This is a genomic window from Pararhizobium sp. LjRoot235 (assembly GCF_964254145.1).
Classification (GTDB): domain Bacteria; phylum Pseudomonadota; class Alphaproteobacteria; order Rhizobiales; family Rhizobiaceae; genus Pararhizobium.
Map to the genome: position 1 here is coordinate 1589448 of NZ_CAXUSP020000001.1, position 14672 is coordinate 1604119.

A 14672-nucleotide genomic window follows, 5' to 3' on the forward strand; every position below is an offset into this window, starting at 1 on the left:
CGCAATCCAACATCTCACGCTAACAATTTCGCCATGACACAGGCACGCATCCTTTCGATCTGGTGGTGGGCTCGCTGAAGCGGCCTTGACCAGTCATGCGTGATTGAGACGATAAGCCGCCCGGAAGTTTCGAGGCGGCTTTTTTGTATTCGGGCCGCGGGGGAATGACGGGCCTGAACGGAGCGAAAAATGGCGACGACAATTCTTGAAGACGGTGCGGAAGCCTATACTACCAAGGGCGGCATTTTCATCACCCGGCGCCGGCGCGAAGCGCCCTATGGTGAGGCGATCGCGAGCTATGTCGATCGGCTCGACGAGCGCCGGGGCGCGGTGTTTTCATCCAACTATGAATATCCGGGTCGCTATACCCGCTGGGACACGGCGATCATCGATCCGCCGCTCGCCATCTCCTCCTTCGGCCGTGCGCTCTGGATCGAAGCCTATAATGAGCGCGGCGAAGCGCTGCTGTCGATGATTTCCGGGCATCTCGCCGGGATCGCCGACATCACGCTCGGAGCCGCCACGAGCCGTCGCCTCGATCTGACGATCAACATGCCGGACCGGGTCTTCACAGAAGAAGAGCGCTCGAAAATTCCGACGGTGTTCACGGTTCTCCGCGCCGTTACCAATCTGTTCTATTCGCAAGAAGATGCGAGCCTCGGGCTCTATGGCGCCTTCGGCTACGACCTCGCATTCCAGTTCGACGCGATCGAACTGAAGCTGAAACGCCCCCACGACCAGCGCGACATGGTGCTGTTTCTGCCTGATGAAATTCTCGTCGTCGACCACTATGCCGCCAAGGCCTGGATCGATCGCTACGATTTTGCCAAGGACGGCAAGACCACGGAGGGCAAGACCGGCGATATCTTGGCCGAGCCGTTCCAGACCATCGACAGTATTCCGCCGCACGGCGACCATCGTCCCGGTGAATATGCCGAGTTGGTTGTCAAGGCGAAAGAAAGTTTTCGGCGCGGAGACCTGTTCGAGGTCGTGCCTGGCCAGAAATTCTTCGAGCGTTGCGAGAGCAAGCCTTCGGAAATCTCCAATCGGCTGAAGGCGATCAATCCGTCGCCCTATTCCTTCTTCATCAATCTCGGAAACCAGGAATATCTGGTCGGCGCCTCGCCGGAAATGTTCGTGCGTGTCTCCGGCCGCCGCATCGAGACCTGCCCGATCTCGGGCACGATCAAGCGCGGCGACGATCCGATCGCCGATTCGGAACAGATCCTCAAGCTCTTGAACTCGAAGAAGGACGAGTCCGAACTGACCATGTGCTCGGACGTCGACCGCAACGACAAGTCCAGGGTCTGCGTGCCCGGCTCCGTCAAGGTCATCGGCCGCCGCCAGATCGAGATGTATTCGCGTCTCATCCATACGGTCGATCATATCGAAGGCCGATTGCGCGACGACATGGATGCTTTCGACGGATTCCTGTCGCATGCGTGGGCCGTTACCGTCACCGGCGCTCCGAAGCTGTGGGCCATGCGCTTCATCGAAGCCCATGAAAAGAGCCCGCGCGCCTGGTATGGTGGCGCCATCGGCATGGTCGGCTTCAACGGCGATATGAATACCGGTCTTACGCTTCGCACCATCCGTATCAAGGATGGCATTGCCGAGGTGCGCGCCGGGGCCACGTTGCTCAACGACAGCAATCCGGAAGAAGAAGAAGCCGAAACCGAACTGAAGGCCTCCGCCATGATCGCAGCGATCCGCGATGCAAAATCCGCCAACACCCGCGGTGCGGGCCGTGACGTCGCCGCCGTCGGCACCGGTGTCAACATCCTGCTTGTCGATCATGAGGACAGTTTCGTCCATACGCTGGCCAATTATTTCCGCCAGACCGGTGCGACGGTCACCACCGTCCGCTCGCCCGTCGTCGATGAAATCTTCGACCGCGTGAAGCCGGATCTCGTCGTGCTTTCTCCCGGTCCCGGCATGCCGAAGGATTTCGATTGCAAGGCGACGATCAAGAAGGCGCGTGCCCGCGATCTGCCGATCTTCGGCGTCTGCCTGGGACTGCAGGCGCTGGCGGAAGCCTATGGCGGCGATCTGCGCCAACTGGCGATCCCGATGCACGGCAAGCCGTCGCGCATCCGCGTGCTCGAGCCCGGCATCGTCTTCTCCGGCCTCGGCAAGGAGGTAACGGTCGGCCGCTACCACTCGATCTTCGCCGATCCGTCGACGCTGCCGCGCGAATTTATGATCACCGCTGAGAGCGACGACGGCACGATCATGGGCATCGAGCACATGAAGGAGCCGATCGCAGCCGTGCAGTTCCACCCGGAATCGATCATGACGCTCGGCGGCGATGCCGGCATGCGGATGATCGAGAACGTCGTGGCGCATCTTGCCAAAAGGGCGAAGATCAAGGCTGCGTAGCGCCCGCCCGCCCTGTTCGAGACGCCATATTTTTCGCCAATGAGGCTTTGACAAGCCGGTTGCTTTGAACCATATGCGGCATTATCCGAAACCGCTGAAGCGCTCCGTGCCGCTTCAGCGGTTTCGGCGTTCTAGAGAACCGGTTTTGCAATTCGTTTGCATGTGCAAGGAGGAGGCAATGGTGATGCACGAGGTGTCCGCGGCGCAGCGTCTGGCGTTCTGGGGTATCCCGATCGCATTTGTCGTGCTGGGGTTGAAGATGCTCGCCTGGTGGGTCACAGGCTCGGTGGCGCTGCTCTCCGATGGTCTGGAATCGATCGTCAATGTGGTGGCCGCCATCGTCGCTTTCGCCGTGATAGGCTATGCCGCAAAACCGGCAGATGCCAGCCATCCCTTCGGCCACCACAAGGCGGAATATTTCTCAGCCGTTGTCGAGGGTGTGCTGATCGTCGTTGCGGCCCTTCTGATCGTTTCCGAAGCCATACCGGCCATTCTGTCGCCGAGGCTGCCGGAAATGCCCGTGCTCGGCCTGGCGGTCAATTTGCTGGCCGGCATCATCAATGCTATATGGGCCTATGCGCTGATCCGCGCCGGACGAGCCCATCGCTCGCCCGCCTTGTCCGCGGACGGACATCATATCATGTCCGATGTCGTGACCTCGGCCGGGGTGCTGGTCGGCCTTGTGCTGGCCATCGTCAGCGGCTATGCGGTGCTCGATCCGCTGCTTGCCGTCGTCGTCGCCTGCAACATCCTCTATCAGGGCTGGAAGGTGATCGCGCGCTCGATCGACGGCCTGATGGACAGGGCGGTGTCGGAGCAGGAAGAGGGCGCCATCAAGCAGGCGATCGCGATCCATGCGGCCGGTTCGCTCGGGGTGCATGATTTGAAGACGCGGCAGGCGGGGCCGGCGATCTTCGTCGAATTTCACATGGTGGTTCCGGCCACGATGCCCGTCGGCGATGCGCACGACATCTGCGATCGTCTGGAAGACTCGATCCGCGAGGTCTATCGAGGCGCGAAGATCACCATCCATGTCGAGCCGGAAGGCGAAAAGGCTCACGGGATCAGGGTCAAGGTTATGAAGGAATGAAAAAATGACGAAAACCGATGTATCAGGCCTGTCGCAGCTCGGCCAGAATGTCGCCGCGCCGCAAAGTCCGGAAGAAGCTGTGCTGGAACGTGTACCGAACGGCAATGCCGGCACGGGTTTCGTCGTGCGCTTCACCGCGCCGGAATTCACCTCGCTTTGCCCGATGACCGGGCAACCGGATTTCGCCCATATCGTCATCGATTATCTGCCGGGCGATTGGCTGGTGGAATCGAAGTCGCTGAAACTTTTCCTTCACTCGTTCCGCAATCACGGCGCTTTTCACGAGGATTGTTCGATCTATATCGCCAAGCGCGTCGTGGAGTTGCTTGAGCCGAAGTGGCTGAGGATTGGGGCCTACTGGTATCCGCGCGGCGGCATCCCGATCGACGTGTTCTGGCAGACGGGTGCGCCGCCGGAAGGCGTCTGGCTGCCGGATCAGGGCGTGCCGACCTATCGTGGTCGCGGCTGAAAATGAAACCGGCGGGCATTTGGCCCGCCGTTTCACTTTGAAGGCCGGCGATCAGTTGAAGATCAGCGCAAGGCCGGCAAACGCGGTCAGACCACCGAGAAGGCGCGAAAACTGTCCACCGGAAGACAGTCGGCCGATGCCGAGACCAAGCCCGATTCCGGCACCATGCAGAAGCGCCGTCGCGATGACGAAGCCGGCGCTGAAGGGCAGTGCGCCAGACGCACCGAGTTCGCCGCCATGGGCATAGCCGTGGAACAGCGCAAAGATGCCGACGAGGGCGACGCAGGCAGCAGCCTGCAGGCGCACGGCCATGGCGACCAGAAGGCCGAGTGCGACCATCGACGCAAGGATGGCCGGCTCGACGAAGGGCAATTGAACGCCAATCATCGCGAGACCAAAGCCGAAGGCCATCGTGCCGACGAAGGCGGCCGGAACAGCCCAGAGGGAGCGCCCGCCGATCTGCGCCGCCCAGAGGCCGACGGCGATCATCACCAGGACATGATCGAGGCCCGAAAGCGGATGGGTGAGCCCTGCCATCAGCGAACCGTGTTCGGCGGGACCGAGATGGGCGAGGGCGGGAGCGGTCGAAGCGGCGAAGGCCAGAGCGGCAAGAAGAAGGCGTCTGTTCATGGTGATCCCCACTTAAAGGGCGGAGTGAGGGAGGCAGCCCCGCCGGATGCGAATTCGTGACACCGGCATCTTATGTCGCCATGCTCTCCTGTCCATACGGCATTTGCCTTACCCTCCGTCTTTACCATAGCTGCAAGGCGCCGCGGATTGTCCTTTCATCCGCATCCGCTTTTGTTGCATTGTTTTCGCAGTCGAGTCGCCTTATCTGACTGCGGCAGGACATTTGATTTTATTTCGCGGGAGACAGCGGATGAACGAAGACGAAGACGACAAGAAGACGGAACTGCCTTTGGGCAAAGAAACCGAGGCGAACCTTTTCAAGTCGCGCTCGATTTTCATCTATGGCCCGATCAACCAGGAATTGGCTCAGAAGGTCTGCTCGCAGCTCGTGGCGCTTGCCGCCGCCAGTGACGAGGATATCCGCATCTACGTGAACTCGCCTGGCGGACACGTCGAATCCGGCGATTCGGTCCACGACATGATCAAGTTCATCAAGCCGAAGGTCTGGATGATCGGCACGGGGTGGGTCGCTTCCGCCGGTGCGCTGATCTATGTCGCGGCTCCGAGGGAGCGGCGCCTTTGCCTGCCGAATACGCGCTTCCTGCTGCATCAACCGTCCGGCGGCACGCGCGGCATGGCGTCCGACATCGAGATCCAGGCCCGCGAAATCCTCAAGATGAACGAGCGCCTGAACAAGATCTTCTCCGAGGCCACCGGCCAGCCGGTCGAGAAGATCGCCAAGGACACGGACCGCGACTACTGGCTCTCCGCCGAAGAGGCCAAGTCCTATGGCCTCGTGTCGCGGATCATTACGTCGCAGGCCGATATCTAAGGGCTTTGGTCTTTCGAGGAAGTTTGAGACCCCGCTGGTTTTTCCGGCGGGGTTTTGCTTTGTCAGCCTGCCGTTGAGGAGAGCGGGTGACCGGCGAGCGCGGCATCGATGGTGACGAGCTTCATGTCTTCCACAGCGCATTGGGCAAGCAGAAGCCGGTCGAAGGGATCGCGGGTTGGCGGCTCGGGCTCGACATGGGCAAGGGCGTGGCGTTCGTTGATCAACAGAAGGGTTATACCAGCGCGGTTTGCGGCGTCGGGTAGTCCCTCAAGTGCGGATTTCAGCGGCAGTTTGCCGATCCGCCATTTAATGGCAATTTCCCAAAGACTGGCAACGCTCAGGTAAAGCACATGGCCTGACGCCTCAACCTCTTGCCGGACAGCGAAGGGGAGTTCGTCAAAGCGGCCTTCAACCAACGCGATAAATATATGTGTGTCCAATAGGTGGGACATGATTATTTCGCGGGGAAGGGCGGCAGCGGCGTAATCAAGAAGTCCTCGGGCAGCGGATCATCGAAATCCGCCGGAATTTCGCCGAAGAAATTCGTGATCCCGCGTTCCTTCTTGAATGCCTCAAGCCCCTCCCAGTTGATCCCGCCCTTCTTCTTGGCCGGCACAAGCTCCATCACCGGCTTGCCATTGCGGGTCACGGTGATCGTCTCGCCGGCCTCGACGCGGCGGGCGAGTTCGGTCAGTTTGTTCTTGGCTTCGCGGATCGATACCTGGGTCATGAAGATAATGTAGCTGCAAGTGGCCACATTTTCAATGATCGCGATCGGCGCTTGCCCTTCCGCTCATCTGCGGCTATACACCGCTTCATGTCGAACACAGGCGCTGAGATTATCGAACAGGTTTCCCGCGGGCACATCGCCTTTGCGGATCGTTCGCGCGCGTTCACGTCGCTACTTCTTCTCGGCCTTACGCGCGGTTGCCGGGTTCTTTGAAGGAGCGCCCGGTGGCCGAAAGCCCACCGGCCCCAGCTCCTTGCCTTCCCTGAATAGCAGACGAAAAGAACCCGAAGAGCCGGCATTTTCCATCGCAAAGCGATCCACGATCGGTTATTGCATGCGGAAAATGCGCCTCAGACATGAAGAGAAGCCGCAATGATCATGAAATCCCATACCGTCAAGCAGGGCATGCCCGAGGCTGCCGTCAAGTATCAGCCCTATCCGCAGATCAACATTCCCGACCGCACATGGCCGGGCAAGACCATCACAAAGGCGCCGATCTGGTGTTCGGTCGACCTGCGCGACGGCAACCAGTCGCTGGTCGATCCGATGGGTCACGACCGCAAGGCCCGGATGTTCCAGCTCCTGCTCGACATGGGCTTCAAGGAAATCGAGATCGGTTTCCCCTCCGCTTCGCAGACGGATTTCGACTTCGCCCGCTGGTGCGTCGAGGAGGGCAATGTTCCTGCCGACGTGTCGCTGCAGGTGCTGGTCCAGTGCCGGCCGGAACTGATCACGCGTACCTTCGAGGCGCTGCAGGGGGCCAACAAACCGATCGTCCATTTCTACAATTCCACCAGTGAATTGCAGCGCCGCGTGGTGTTCGGCAAGGACGTCAGGGGCATCAAACAGATCGCCACCGATGCGGCCAAGATGATCGCCGATATGGCGGCCAAGGCTGGCGGCGGATTCCGCTTCGAATATTCGCCGGAAAGCTTCACCGGCACGGAACTGGAGGTGGCCCTCGATATCTGCAACGCGGTGACCGAGATCATGCGGCCGACGGCAGAAAACAAGCTCATCCTGAACTTGCCGTCGACCGTTGAAATGGCGACGCCGAACATCTATGCCGACCAGATCGAATGGATGTGCCGCAATCTCGACAACCGCGAAAACCTGATCATCTCGCTGCATCCGCACAACGATCGCGGCACCGGCATCGCGGCCACCGAACTCGGCCTGATGGCGGGCGCCGACCGCGTCGAAGGCACGCTGTTCGGCAATGGCGAGCGCACCGGCAATGTCGACGTGGTGACGCTGGCGCTGAACATGTTCACGCAGGGGATCGACCCGCAGCTGGATTGCTCGGACATTGAGCGGATCAAGGAAGTCTATGAATACTCCAACCAGATGACGATTCCGGAACGCCATCCTTACGTCGGCGAACTGGTCTACACGGCCTTTTCCGGCTCGCACCAGGATGCGATCAACAAGGGCATGAAGGCGATCAAGGTCGCCAACAAGCCGCTGTGGGAGGTGCCGTACCTGCCGATCGATCCGCAGGACGTCGGCCGCTCCTACGAGGCGATCATCCGCATCAACTCGCAGTCGGGCAAGGGCGGCATCGCCTATATCCTGCAGGAGGATTACGGCATCAACCTGCCGCGTAACCTGCAGGTCGAATTCCGCGAGGATATCCAGCGCATCACCGACGAACACGGCAAGGAACTGCCATCGAAGGCGATCCATGCGCGCTTCATCGAGCGTTATGTCGATCAACCCGGCGCTCGCATCCGCTTCGTCGACCACCACACCTTTCCGGTCGGCGAGCACAGGGGCGTGCGGGTGGTGGCGGCTGAAATCACCGACAACGGCGAGACAAAGCGGATCGAAGGCAAGGGTACAGGCCCGATCGACGGTTTCATCAACGCGCTGTCGATCTACCTCGGCGTCGAGATGTCGGTGGCGGATTACTCCGAACATTCACTCCAACACGGCTCGAACGCTGCGGCTATCGCCTATGTCGAGGTCGAATATCCGGGTGGCAATCTGTTCGGCGTCGGTATCAATACCAACATCGTTGCGGCTTCCCTTGAAGCCATCGTTTCCGCCGCGAACCGGGTACTGGAGCAGAAGGCTCGGTAGTTCCTAAGCACCGGTCTTTTTGGACGGATCGAAAACCAAAGCGTCAATGCAACGCGCGCCCGTCCGGGCGCGCGAAATCGTGTCGCCGGGGCTTCCGCGTCATGCGGGAAGCTGCGCGGCGGCGGACATCAGTTCCTGCCTGCTCGGGCTGGTGAACAAGTTACGCCCGTTATCGGGGACTTCGGTGAAGCACCAGCGGACGATGCCGTCCCGGTCGAGCAGGAACTCGCCTGTCAGTTGGCCCTGTCCGTCCGCCATCATCTGAAGGTCGGCATTCCTCACTTCGTATCCGTCCAGATTGTTGAGAAAATCGGATGCGGCCATCGGGTTCATCGGCTCAGGCAACTCGCCGGGCAGGTCGACGCGCATGGCCATCATCGTGCCCATGCCGACCTTATATGGCCATTCATCCTCGTTCTCGGTGAATTCGAGATTGGGCAGGCCGAAGGCGCGGTGGGAGACGCGTTCCGGATCGGACGCCGCGAGCATGTTGGGCATGGGGTGGTAGCGGAAATAAAGCCGTGCGCGTTCGGTTGGCGTGTTGACGATCGTCAGGCTGTCGATGCCCTGATCGCGCAGGGGCGTCTCCAGTTCCGCCATCGCCGCGATCTGGCGGCGGCAGAACGGGCAGTGCAGGCCGCGAAACAATCCCACAAGGACTGGTTTACGGCCACGAAAGTCGTCGATGGCGATCTTGCCGCCTTGGGTGATTGCGTCGAGTACCACATTCGGTGCGCGGTCGCCGGGCCTCAGCGGGCCTTGGATATTATCTTGCTCCATTGCTGATTTCCTCCGCTAATCAAGAAACGGCAGTATCACCAGTGTTTTGGGGTCGATATCATGCCGGGCGCAGATATCCTGCGCCAAATCGAAGTAGCGTTCCGCCTCTTCCATGTTGTTGGCATCGAGGCTGAGCGTTGCCAGACCATCATAGCACGGAAAGAGCAATTGCGCCTCCCCGGTGTCGCGAGCGGCCTCGAGCGCCTCAAGGTAATGGCGCCGGGCGAGATCCGGCTGGCCGTGGCACTGGTAGATCTGCGCGAGCACCAAGAGCGGCACCGGCAGATGATCCCGCTGGTCGAGCGCCCGGTCGATCGCCAGCGCCTTGTGAACCGCCGGCATGCCCTCCCGCGCGCAGCGATCGGTGAAGGTGCAGTAAGCGACGGCAATGTTCGTCAGCAGCCGCGCCTGGAAGCCGAAATCGCCAATCCGTTTCGCCATCTCGTAGCCGCGTGCACAAATCTCGATGGCGAGCGCCGGATCGATGATCGTGTAGAGCACGCCGAGATTGGTGTAGCCGCGACAGGCGGCATTGAGCTCGCCGCAGTGAAGCGCCGCCTCGACGCTGCGCTCGACTTCGGTGACGGCTTCCCTTGTCTTTCCAAGCCGTGCGAGCGCCGTCCCTTTGGTGTTGAGCGCCTGTGCGACTACCAGGGTGGCTTCGTTCGTCGTTTCCCCGCTCTCCTGTTGCGGCGGCAGCCGTTCGGCGCAGCGCAATGCCTCGTCAGCCCATTTGATGGCGCCGGCATAATCGCCGGTGCGGAAGGCGAGGTGACCCTGTTCCTGCAACAGATGCGCCTGTTCGATCGGGGCGTTTGCACCCTCCAGTAATGCTGCGGCCTCGGCAAAACGGCTGCGCGCAGCCTCGCGATTGCCGGAATCGAAGAGCAGCCGGCCGAGCTTGCGTGATATCCGCGCCGCCGCCGTGCGATCGTCCGCGTCTTGGTGGGTCCTGAGCGCCGTGCCGTAAAATTCCATCGCCTTGTCGCGTTGGCCGGCCGGCCCGCAAAGATCTGCAATCCGCTCGCAGAGTACGATCCAGGTGTCGTCACGGCGATCGCCAAGCGCGTCAAGCGCCCCCCGGTAGAAGCGGAGCGCGTCGTCATTGGCATAGGCCATGCGGGCTCGATCGCCGGCGGCCATCAGATAGGTGGCCCCCTTCGGCTTCTGCGCGGAACGGCCGAAGTGATGGCCAAGCAGGGCGAGATCCTCAAGCCGGTCTGGATCCGTGCCATATCGCCGTTCGAGGGTCTCGCCGATGAGCCCGTGCAATTCGGTGCGTCGCTTCAAGAGCAGGTTGTCATAGACCAACTCATGGAGCATCGTCTGGCGAAAGCCATAGGAGGGCGCCGAGGTCGGGGTCCCGCCGGCCACCTCCTCGATGATTTCGGCCTCGCACAGGTGGTCGAGACCTGTTTCGATCTCGGCCGGATCGGCGAAGACGGCTTCGAGGACCGATGCATCGAAGCGCGCGCCGATCACCGCTGCTGTCTGGGCGAGCTTGCGCATGGGCGGCGGCAGCCGGTCGAACCTGGCCAGCATGATCGCCTGAACGTTGAGGGGAATGTCAGCCGCGGCTGCCTCTTTGGTCGCCTCCCAGCGCGCGCCGTCGCGCCGCAAGCCACCGACTTCGATCAGGCTGCGCACAATCTCCTCGATAAAGAGCGGGTTTCCGCCGGCACGCTTGACGATCCGGTCGCAGAGCCTTGCCGGCAGTCCGCCCGCGCCGAAGAGAGCGGAAAGCAGGCCATGTCCGTCGGCGGCGGAGAGGGGAGAGAGGCGCAGCATCGTCAGGCTGGCCTTGGCAGAATTCAGCCTGTCCGTTTCGAAGGCAGGCCGATGGGTCGTCAGCAGCATGAGCCGGTTGCGCTCCAGACGGTCCATGGCAAAACGCAAGGTCTCAAGGGAGGCGGCGTCGGCCCAATGCAGGTCCTCGATTATCAAAAGCAGCGGCGCCCGTTCGAGCCGGCGCTCGAGGATGGTGCGGATGGCGTAGAAAATCTGGCGCCGTAGTTGTTCGGGTTCGAGGTGCTTGAGCACGCCGCCGGGATCGCCAAAGCCGAGAATATGGAGGAAGAGCGGGATCAGCCGTTCGCTGTCCGCGGCCGTCAGGTCAAGCGCACCGAGACCGGTGGAAAGCTGCCGGCGTGCGTCGTCGGCGGTGTCGTTCGCGCCAATCTCGTAGGCGCAACGGACGATTGCTGCGAGTGTGCCATATGACGGTTCGCCGAAAGAGGTGCACGCCGCCTGGCGCACGACAACATCGGCAAAACGGGATTCGCTGCGCACCCTGCCAAGGAATTCGGTGATGAGGCGCGTCTTGCCGGCGCCGGCTTCACCTGTGAGACGCACGAACTGCGTAACCCCCGCGCAAGCGGCATCGAGGCAGCGCAGGAGGCTCCCGAGTTCCGCGTCGCGCCCGACCATCGGCGCGCTGAGCCCGAGCGTGGACAGTCCGCGCGGATTGGCCGCCGTCTCGGTGCGGCCCGTCAGCCGGTGCACCAGCACACCCTCGGTCTTGCCGCGCAATGGCAGCGTCCCGAGCGAGCTGAAGGAAAAGGCATGCCGGGTGAGGCGGTGGGTAACAGGCCCGACGAGGATGTCTCCCGGTTCCGCCATCGATTGCAGGCGCTGCGCGATGTTCACCGTATCGCCCGTCACCGAATAGGCCTTGATATTGCCGGCACCCAGGCCCCCGGCAACTACCGGTCCGGTGTTCACGCCGATATGCAGGGCAAGCGGCAGGCTGACGCGGATGCGCCACCGTTCGGCGATGCGCGCCACCCGGCGGATCATTTCGAGCGCGCTGTGCAAGGCCCGTTCCGGGTCGTCTTCATGCGCCTGCGGTGCGCCGAACAAGGCGAGCAGGGCATCGCCGATGAACTTGTCGACAAACCCGCCAAACATGTTTACCGCGCCAGTCAGTTCCTCGAATAGCTCGTTCTGCAGTGTCTGGAGCAGTTCCGGGTCGGTCTGCTCGCTTAGCGTGGTGAAATTGCAAAGATCGGCGAAGAGCACCGTAACGGTGCGCCGGTCGGCATCGGCGTGCTGGTCGGCCCCCGCCGGCTCCAGTGAGGATTCCGCAACCGCTACAGGCGACTGACGGGTATGGGATTGCCGCAGCTTATCCGTTGCCGGCCGGGGGGCGACTTCCCCGCCGCATTGCGGGCAGAAGGCAAAGTCCGGCTGGCAGAGATAGCCGCATTCAGGGCAAGGTCTCGGCTGCTTTGCTCCACAGTTCGGGCAAAAGGCAAATCCGGTTCGGATTTCACAACCGCATTGAACGCAGTTCATCGCCGCAGGCCTCGGGAGCCATTCGCCAACGGGCTCCCCTGAGTGTGGCGACGGCTCTTGTCGCGACAGATAATGGACCCGATCCCGGTGGGTGGCAAGCGCGTGACTCACCCAGATGCAATGTCGGGGCGATGCGCTGCGGTAATGCCTGTTAGGCCGTCAGATGGTTGTCGAAACAGTGTCGGCGAGCTGCTGCAGATTGGCGTCGGCCGAGGGGCCAACAACCACATAGGACGCGCCGCCCTTCTGCCATGAGATCATCGCGATATCGTCGCGTATGCTTTCCGTCATCTTGCCCTCGGGGGTGCCGGGCTTGATTTTCAGGAAACAAATGGCGAAGACGTCGCCGTCCTCGTTCCTGTAAATCAGTTGCGCCACCGGTTTTCCACCGGTGACGAGCAATCGAGCGCCTTCGAAGCTCAGGCCGCGCGCGCTCAAGTCCGGCAGAGAGAAATTCACGCCGACGCTCGATGCAAGCCAGCTCTCGATCCTGCCATCGCCCGAGGCCGGCACTTCGACCAGATGTTCTGCCGTTTGCCGCGAATAGATGCGGTGATAGTCAGCGATGTCATCGAGCCAGGTGCGGGCCGCGGCGACGTTCGCCGGCTGGGCGCTGTCACTGCTGGTCCTGCCGATGATGTAGCCGGTCGAGCTGCCGATCAGCAGCAAGGCGATCGACGCGGCAAGCGCGCGCGGCCACAGGCGGACCTTGGTCTGGCGCGGCGCGGCGTTGACGACGCGCTCGGCTTTCGGATTGACGCCCGGGCCCTGCTTGATCCGTCGCACCAGCGACAGCGGAACAGGATCGTGCAGAAATTCTTCGAACGCCTTGTTACCAAAGGCATTTCCGGATTTCAGCATTTCAAGCAGCAGCCGGGCGTCGTCGTCGCGCGCCACCAGCTGCTCCAGTTCCTTGCGCTCCGCTTCGCTGACTTCGCCGTCGATATAGGCCGACAGACGAACTTCAAGCGCGAGCCCTTTCGTGTTTTGCAACGTTCAGGCCCTCCTTTCCGTCGTCTCTGTAATCATTGCGGCCAGACGCATGCGTGCTGTCGAAAGCCTGCTCATCACTGTCCCGATCGGGATCTTCAAAATATCGGCGGCCTCGCGGTAGCTATGTCCTTCGACATTCACCAGCACAAAGACGCTCGCCAGCCCTTCCGGCATGGAAAGAATCATCTTGTGCAGCTGATTGGTGTAAACCGCGTTTTCGCCGGATGCCTCGATCGACAACTCGTCCTGTTCGGAGGCATCGACCGTGCCGCCGCCGGTGCGGACCTTGCGCTTCCTGATTTCGTCGATCCAGAGATTGCGGGTCATTGCGTATATCCAGCTTTCAAGCCGCCCTTCGCCGTTCCAAAGGTGGTTGCGGGTGATCGCCCGCTCGCAGACCTCCTGAACCAGATCATCAGCATCGGCGGCATTGCGCGTCAGTGTCATTGCGAAACGGCGCAACTTGGGCAGAACACTGACCAAGTCCCTTCTGAATTCGTTCGGTTCTGCCGCTGGACGCATTGCTCTTCCAAAGAAACGTTCCGGAACGGGATTTTATTCGTCCGGTCGAAATACACGCCGATTGATATGAAACATTTGACCCATGGTCTGCAAGCCGGCAGCCGTCAGGGAGCGCATATTTTGCCGCTTCAAAGGCATTTTCCCAATGCCAGATGAAAGGCCGGGCGGCTAAAGCCACCCGACCTCAGCACGATCAGTAGTGACGGACGCCGCCCAGCGTTTCCAAGAGGGCACGGTAGGCCCATGTACCTTCACCGCCGCGGTCGCGGATTTCGATCAACTGCGCCTTTGCTTCTTCGATCTGTCCCTGTTCAACCAGAGCCTGGCCCATATAGGAGCGGGCAAGGATGTAGTTTTCGTCCGCTTGCAGGGCCTGCTTGTAATAGCTCATGCCGAGCGCCATGCGGCCCGCTTTGCGATTGGAATAGCCGCGATAGTTGAGAACGCGGGCGCTGCTTTGATCCTTGACTGCGTCGAGCACCTTCAGCGAGTTTTCATACTGACCGGCATAGGCAAGTTCGCGTGCTGCCTTGAACAGGATGTCGTCGTCAAGATCGCTCTTCTTGGCATCGACGCATTCCTTCTTTTCCTCGTCCCAGATTTTTCCGTCCGTGCATTCCGTGGAAGTCTTGGTCTTTTCCGGTGGCGCGGAGGTGTCTTCACCCGCAGCCCAGGCGTTTTGGCCAAGGGTGAAAGCGCAAAGGGTGGAAAAGGCAATCAGTGCGGTCTTGCGATTGATCATGGTCATCTCCTGGCTTTGAAATTGCTCCCGGAAAACGGGATTGCCGACGTCTTTACTGGCGCAAGCGGTCCTGTCTCCCGGTCAGTTTCGTATGACGGATGACGAACGCCGAATATTCCGAGCATAGCG

At 61.2% G+C, this 14672-nt stretch carries 13 protein-coding genes; 5 read left to right on the forward strand and 8 right to left on the reverse strand.

Annotated features, from left to right (window positions below):
* The first annotated feature begins 189 nt into the window (after positions 1–189).
* The 3 genes from ACSQ2Z_RS07550 (at position 190) to queF (ending at position 3938) form a co-directional block, all read left to right on the forward strand.
* Entirely contained in the window at positions 190–2379 is a 2190-nt protein-coding gene (locus tag ACSQ2Z_RS07550; protein WP_436080622.1) for an anthranilate synthase, read from the forward strand.
* A gap of 178 nt (positions 2380–2557) precedes the next feature.
* Positions 2558–3469 carry a cation diffusion facilitator family transporter gene (locus ACSQ2Z_RS07555; protein WP_436080623.1) on the forward strand — a complete coding sequence of 304 codons (912 nt, stop codon included), beginning with the start codon at positions 2558–2560 and terminating at the stop codon, positions 3467–3469.
* A gap of 4 nt (positions 3470–3473) precedes the next feature.
* Positions 3474–3938, forward strand: coding sequence for a preQ(1) synthase (gene queF, locus ACSQ2Z_RS07560; protein WP_436080624.1), 465 nt, complete (start codon positions 3474–3476; stop codon positions 3936–3938).
* 51 nt (positions 3939–3989) lie between these two features.
* On the opposite strand, the gene ACSQ2Z_RS07565 is transcribed toward queF, so the two are convergent.
* Positions 3990–4568 (reverse strand): HupE/UreJ family protein, encoded by a 579-nt coding sequence (locus ACSQ2Z_RS07565; RefSeq protein ID WP_436080625.1) that lies wholly within the window; start codon positions 4566–4568, stop codon positions 3990–3992.
* Between the two features lie 250 nt (positions 4569–4818).
* Between ACSQ2Z_RS07565 and ACSQ2Z_RS07570 the strand changes: the two genes are divergently transcribed.
* The gene (locus ACSQ2Z_RS07570) at positions 4819–5400 is read left to right on the forward strand and encodes an ATP-dependent Clp protease proteolytic subunit (RefSeq protein ID WP_436080626.1); all 582 of its coding nucleotides are present in this window, start codon (positions 4819–4821) and stop codon (positions 5398–5400) included.
* Between the two features lie 62 nt (positions 5401–5462).
* Here the strand turns inward: ACSQ2Z_RS07570 and ACSQ2Z_RS07575 are convergent, their stop codons facing one another.
* Positions 5463–5852 carry a type II toxin-antitoxin system VapC family toxin gene (locus ACSQ2Z_RS07575; RefSeq protein WP_436080627.1) on the reverse strand — a complete coding sequence of 130 codons (390 nt, stop codon included), beginning with the start codon at positions 5850–5852 and terminating at the stop codon, positions 5463–5465.
* Between the two features lie 2 nt (positions 5853–5854).
* Complete coding sequence (locus ACSQ2Z_RS07580) at positions 5855–6130, reverse strand: type II toxin-antitoxin system Phd/YefM family antitoxin (protein ID WP_436080628.1); 276 nt, start codon at positions 6128–6130, stop codon at positions 5855–5857.
* A 372-nt stretch (positions 6131–6502) separates the two neighbouring features.
* Between ACSQ2Z_RS07580 and leuA the strand changes: the two genes are divergently transcribed.
* Entirely contained in the window at positions 6503–8212 is a 1710-nt protein-coding gene (gene leuA / locus ACSQ2Z_RS07585) for a 2-isopropylmalate synthase (protein WP_436080629.1), read from the forward strand.
* A gap of 99 nt (positions 8213–8311) precedes the next feature.
* Here leuA and ACSQ2Z_RS07590 read toward each other — a convergent pair whose 3' ends face one another.
* The 5 genes from ACSQ2Z_RS07590 to ACSQ2Z_RS07610 form a co-directional block, all read right to left on the reverse strand.
* Positions 8312–8992, reverse strand: a complete 681-nt coding sequence (locus ACSQ2Z_RS07590) for a peroxiredoxin-like family protein (protein WP_436080630.1) — start codon at positions 8990–8992, stop codon at positions 8312–8314.
* Positions 8993–9007: 15 nt separating this feature from the next.
* Complete coding sequence (locus tag ACSQ2Z_RS07595; RefSeq protein ID WP_436080631.1) at positions 9008–12286, reverse strand: adenylate/guanylate cyclase domain-containing protein; 3279 nt, start codon at positions 12284–12286, stop codon at positions 9008–9010.
* Positions 12287–12445: 159 nt separating this feature from the next.
* Positions 12446–13279 carry an anti-sigma factor family protein gene (locus ACSQ2Z_RS07600; RefSeq protein ID WP_436080632.1) on the reverse strand — a complete coding sequence of 278 codons (834 nt, stop codon included), beginning with the start codon at positions 13277–13279 and terminating at the stop codon, positions 12446–12448.
* Positions 13280–13282: 3 nt separating this feature from the next.
* Entirely contained in the window at positions 13283–13801 is a 519-nt protein-coding gene (locus ACSQ2Z_RS07605; RefSeq protein ID WP_436080633.1) for an RNA polymerase sigma factor, read from the reverse strand.
* 193 nt (positions 13802–13994) lie between these two features.
* Positions 13995–14549, reverse strand: coding sequence for a tetratricopeptide repeat protein (locus ACSQ2Z_RS07610; protein WP_436080634.1), 555 nt, complete (start codon positions 14547–14549; stop codon positions 13995–13997).
* Positions 14550–14672 lie beyond the last annotated feature (123 nt).

What these genes read in the sequence shown, in the direction of transcription:
- ACSQ2Z_RS07550 (WP_436080622.1), top strand. Translation starts at nt 190, where the DNA reads ATGGCGACGACAATTCTTGAAGACGGTGCGGAAGCCTATACTACCAAG.
- ACSQ2Z_RS07555 (WP_436080623.1), top strand. Translation starts at nt 2,558, where the DNA reads ATGGTGATGCACGAGGTGTCCGCGGCGCAGCGTCTGGCGTTCTGGGGT.
- queF (WP_436080624.1), top strand. Translation starts at nt 3,474, where the DNA reads ATGACGAAAACCGATGTATCAGGCCTGTCGCAGCTCGGCCAGAATGTC.
- ACSQ2Z_RS07565 (WP_436080625.1), bottom strand. Translation starts at nt 4,568, where the DNA reads ATGAACAGACGCCTTCTTCTTGCCGCTCTGGCCTTCGCCGCTTCGACC.
- ACSQ2Z_RS07570 (WP_436080626.1), top strand. Translation starts at nt 4,819, where the DNA reads ATGAACGAAGACGAAGACGACAAGAAGACGGAACTGCCTTTGGGCAAA.
- ACSQ2Z_RS07575 (WP_436080627.1), bottom strand. Translation starts at nt 5,852, where the DNA reads ATGTCCCACCTATTGGACACACATATATTTATCGCGTTGGTTGAAGGC.
- ACSQ2Z_RS07580 (WP_436080628.1), bottom strand. Translation starts at nt 6,130, where the DNA reads ATGACCCAGGTATCGATCCGCGAAGCCAAGAACAAACTGACCGAACTC.
- leuA (WP_436080629.1), top strand. Translation starts at nt 6,503, where the DNA reads ATGATCATGAAATCCCATACCGTCAAGCAGGGCATGCCCGAGGCTGCC.
- ACSQ2Z_RS07590 (WP_436080630.1), bottom strand. Translation starts at nt 8,992, where the DNA reads ATGGAGCAAGATAATATCCAAGGCCCGCTGAGGCCCGGCGACCGCGCA.
- ACSQ2Z_RS07595 (WP_436080631.1), bottom strand. Translation starts at nt 12,286, where the DNA reads ATGAACTGCGTTCAATGCGGTTGTGAAATCCGAACCGGATTTGCCTTT.
- ACSQ2Z_RS07605 (WP_436080633.1), bottom strand. Translation starts at nt 13,801, where the DNA reads ATGCGTCCAGCGGCAGAACCGAACGAATTCAGAAGGGACTTGGTCAGT.
- ACSQ2Z_RS07610 (WP_436080634.1), bottom strand. Translation starts at nt 14,549, where the DNA reads ATGACCATGATCAATCGCAAGACCGCACTGATTGCCTTTTCCACCCTT.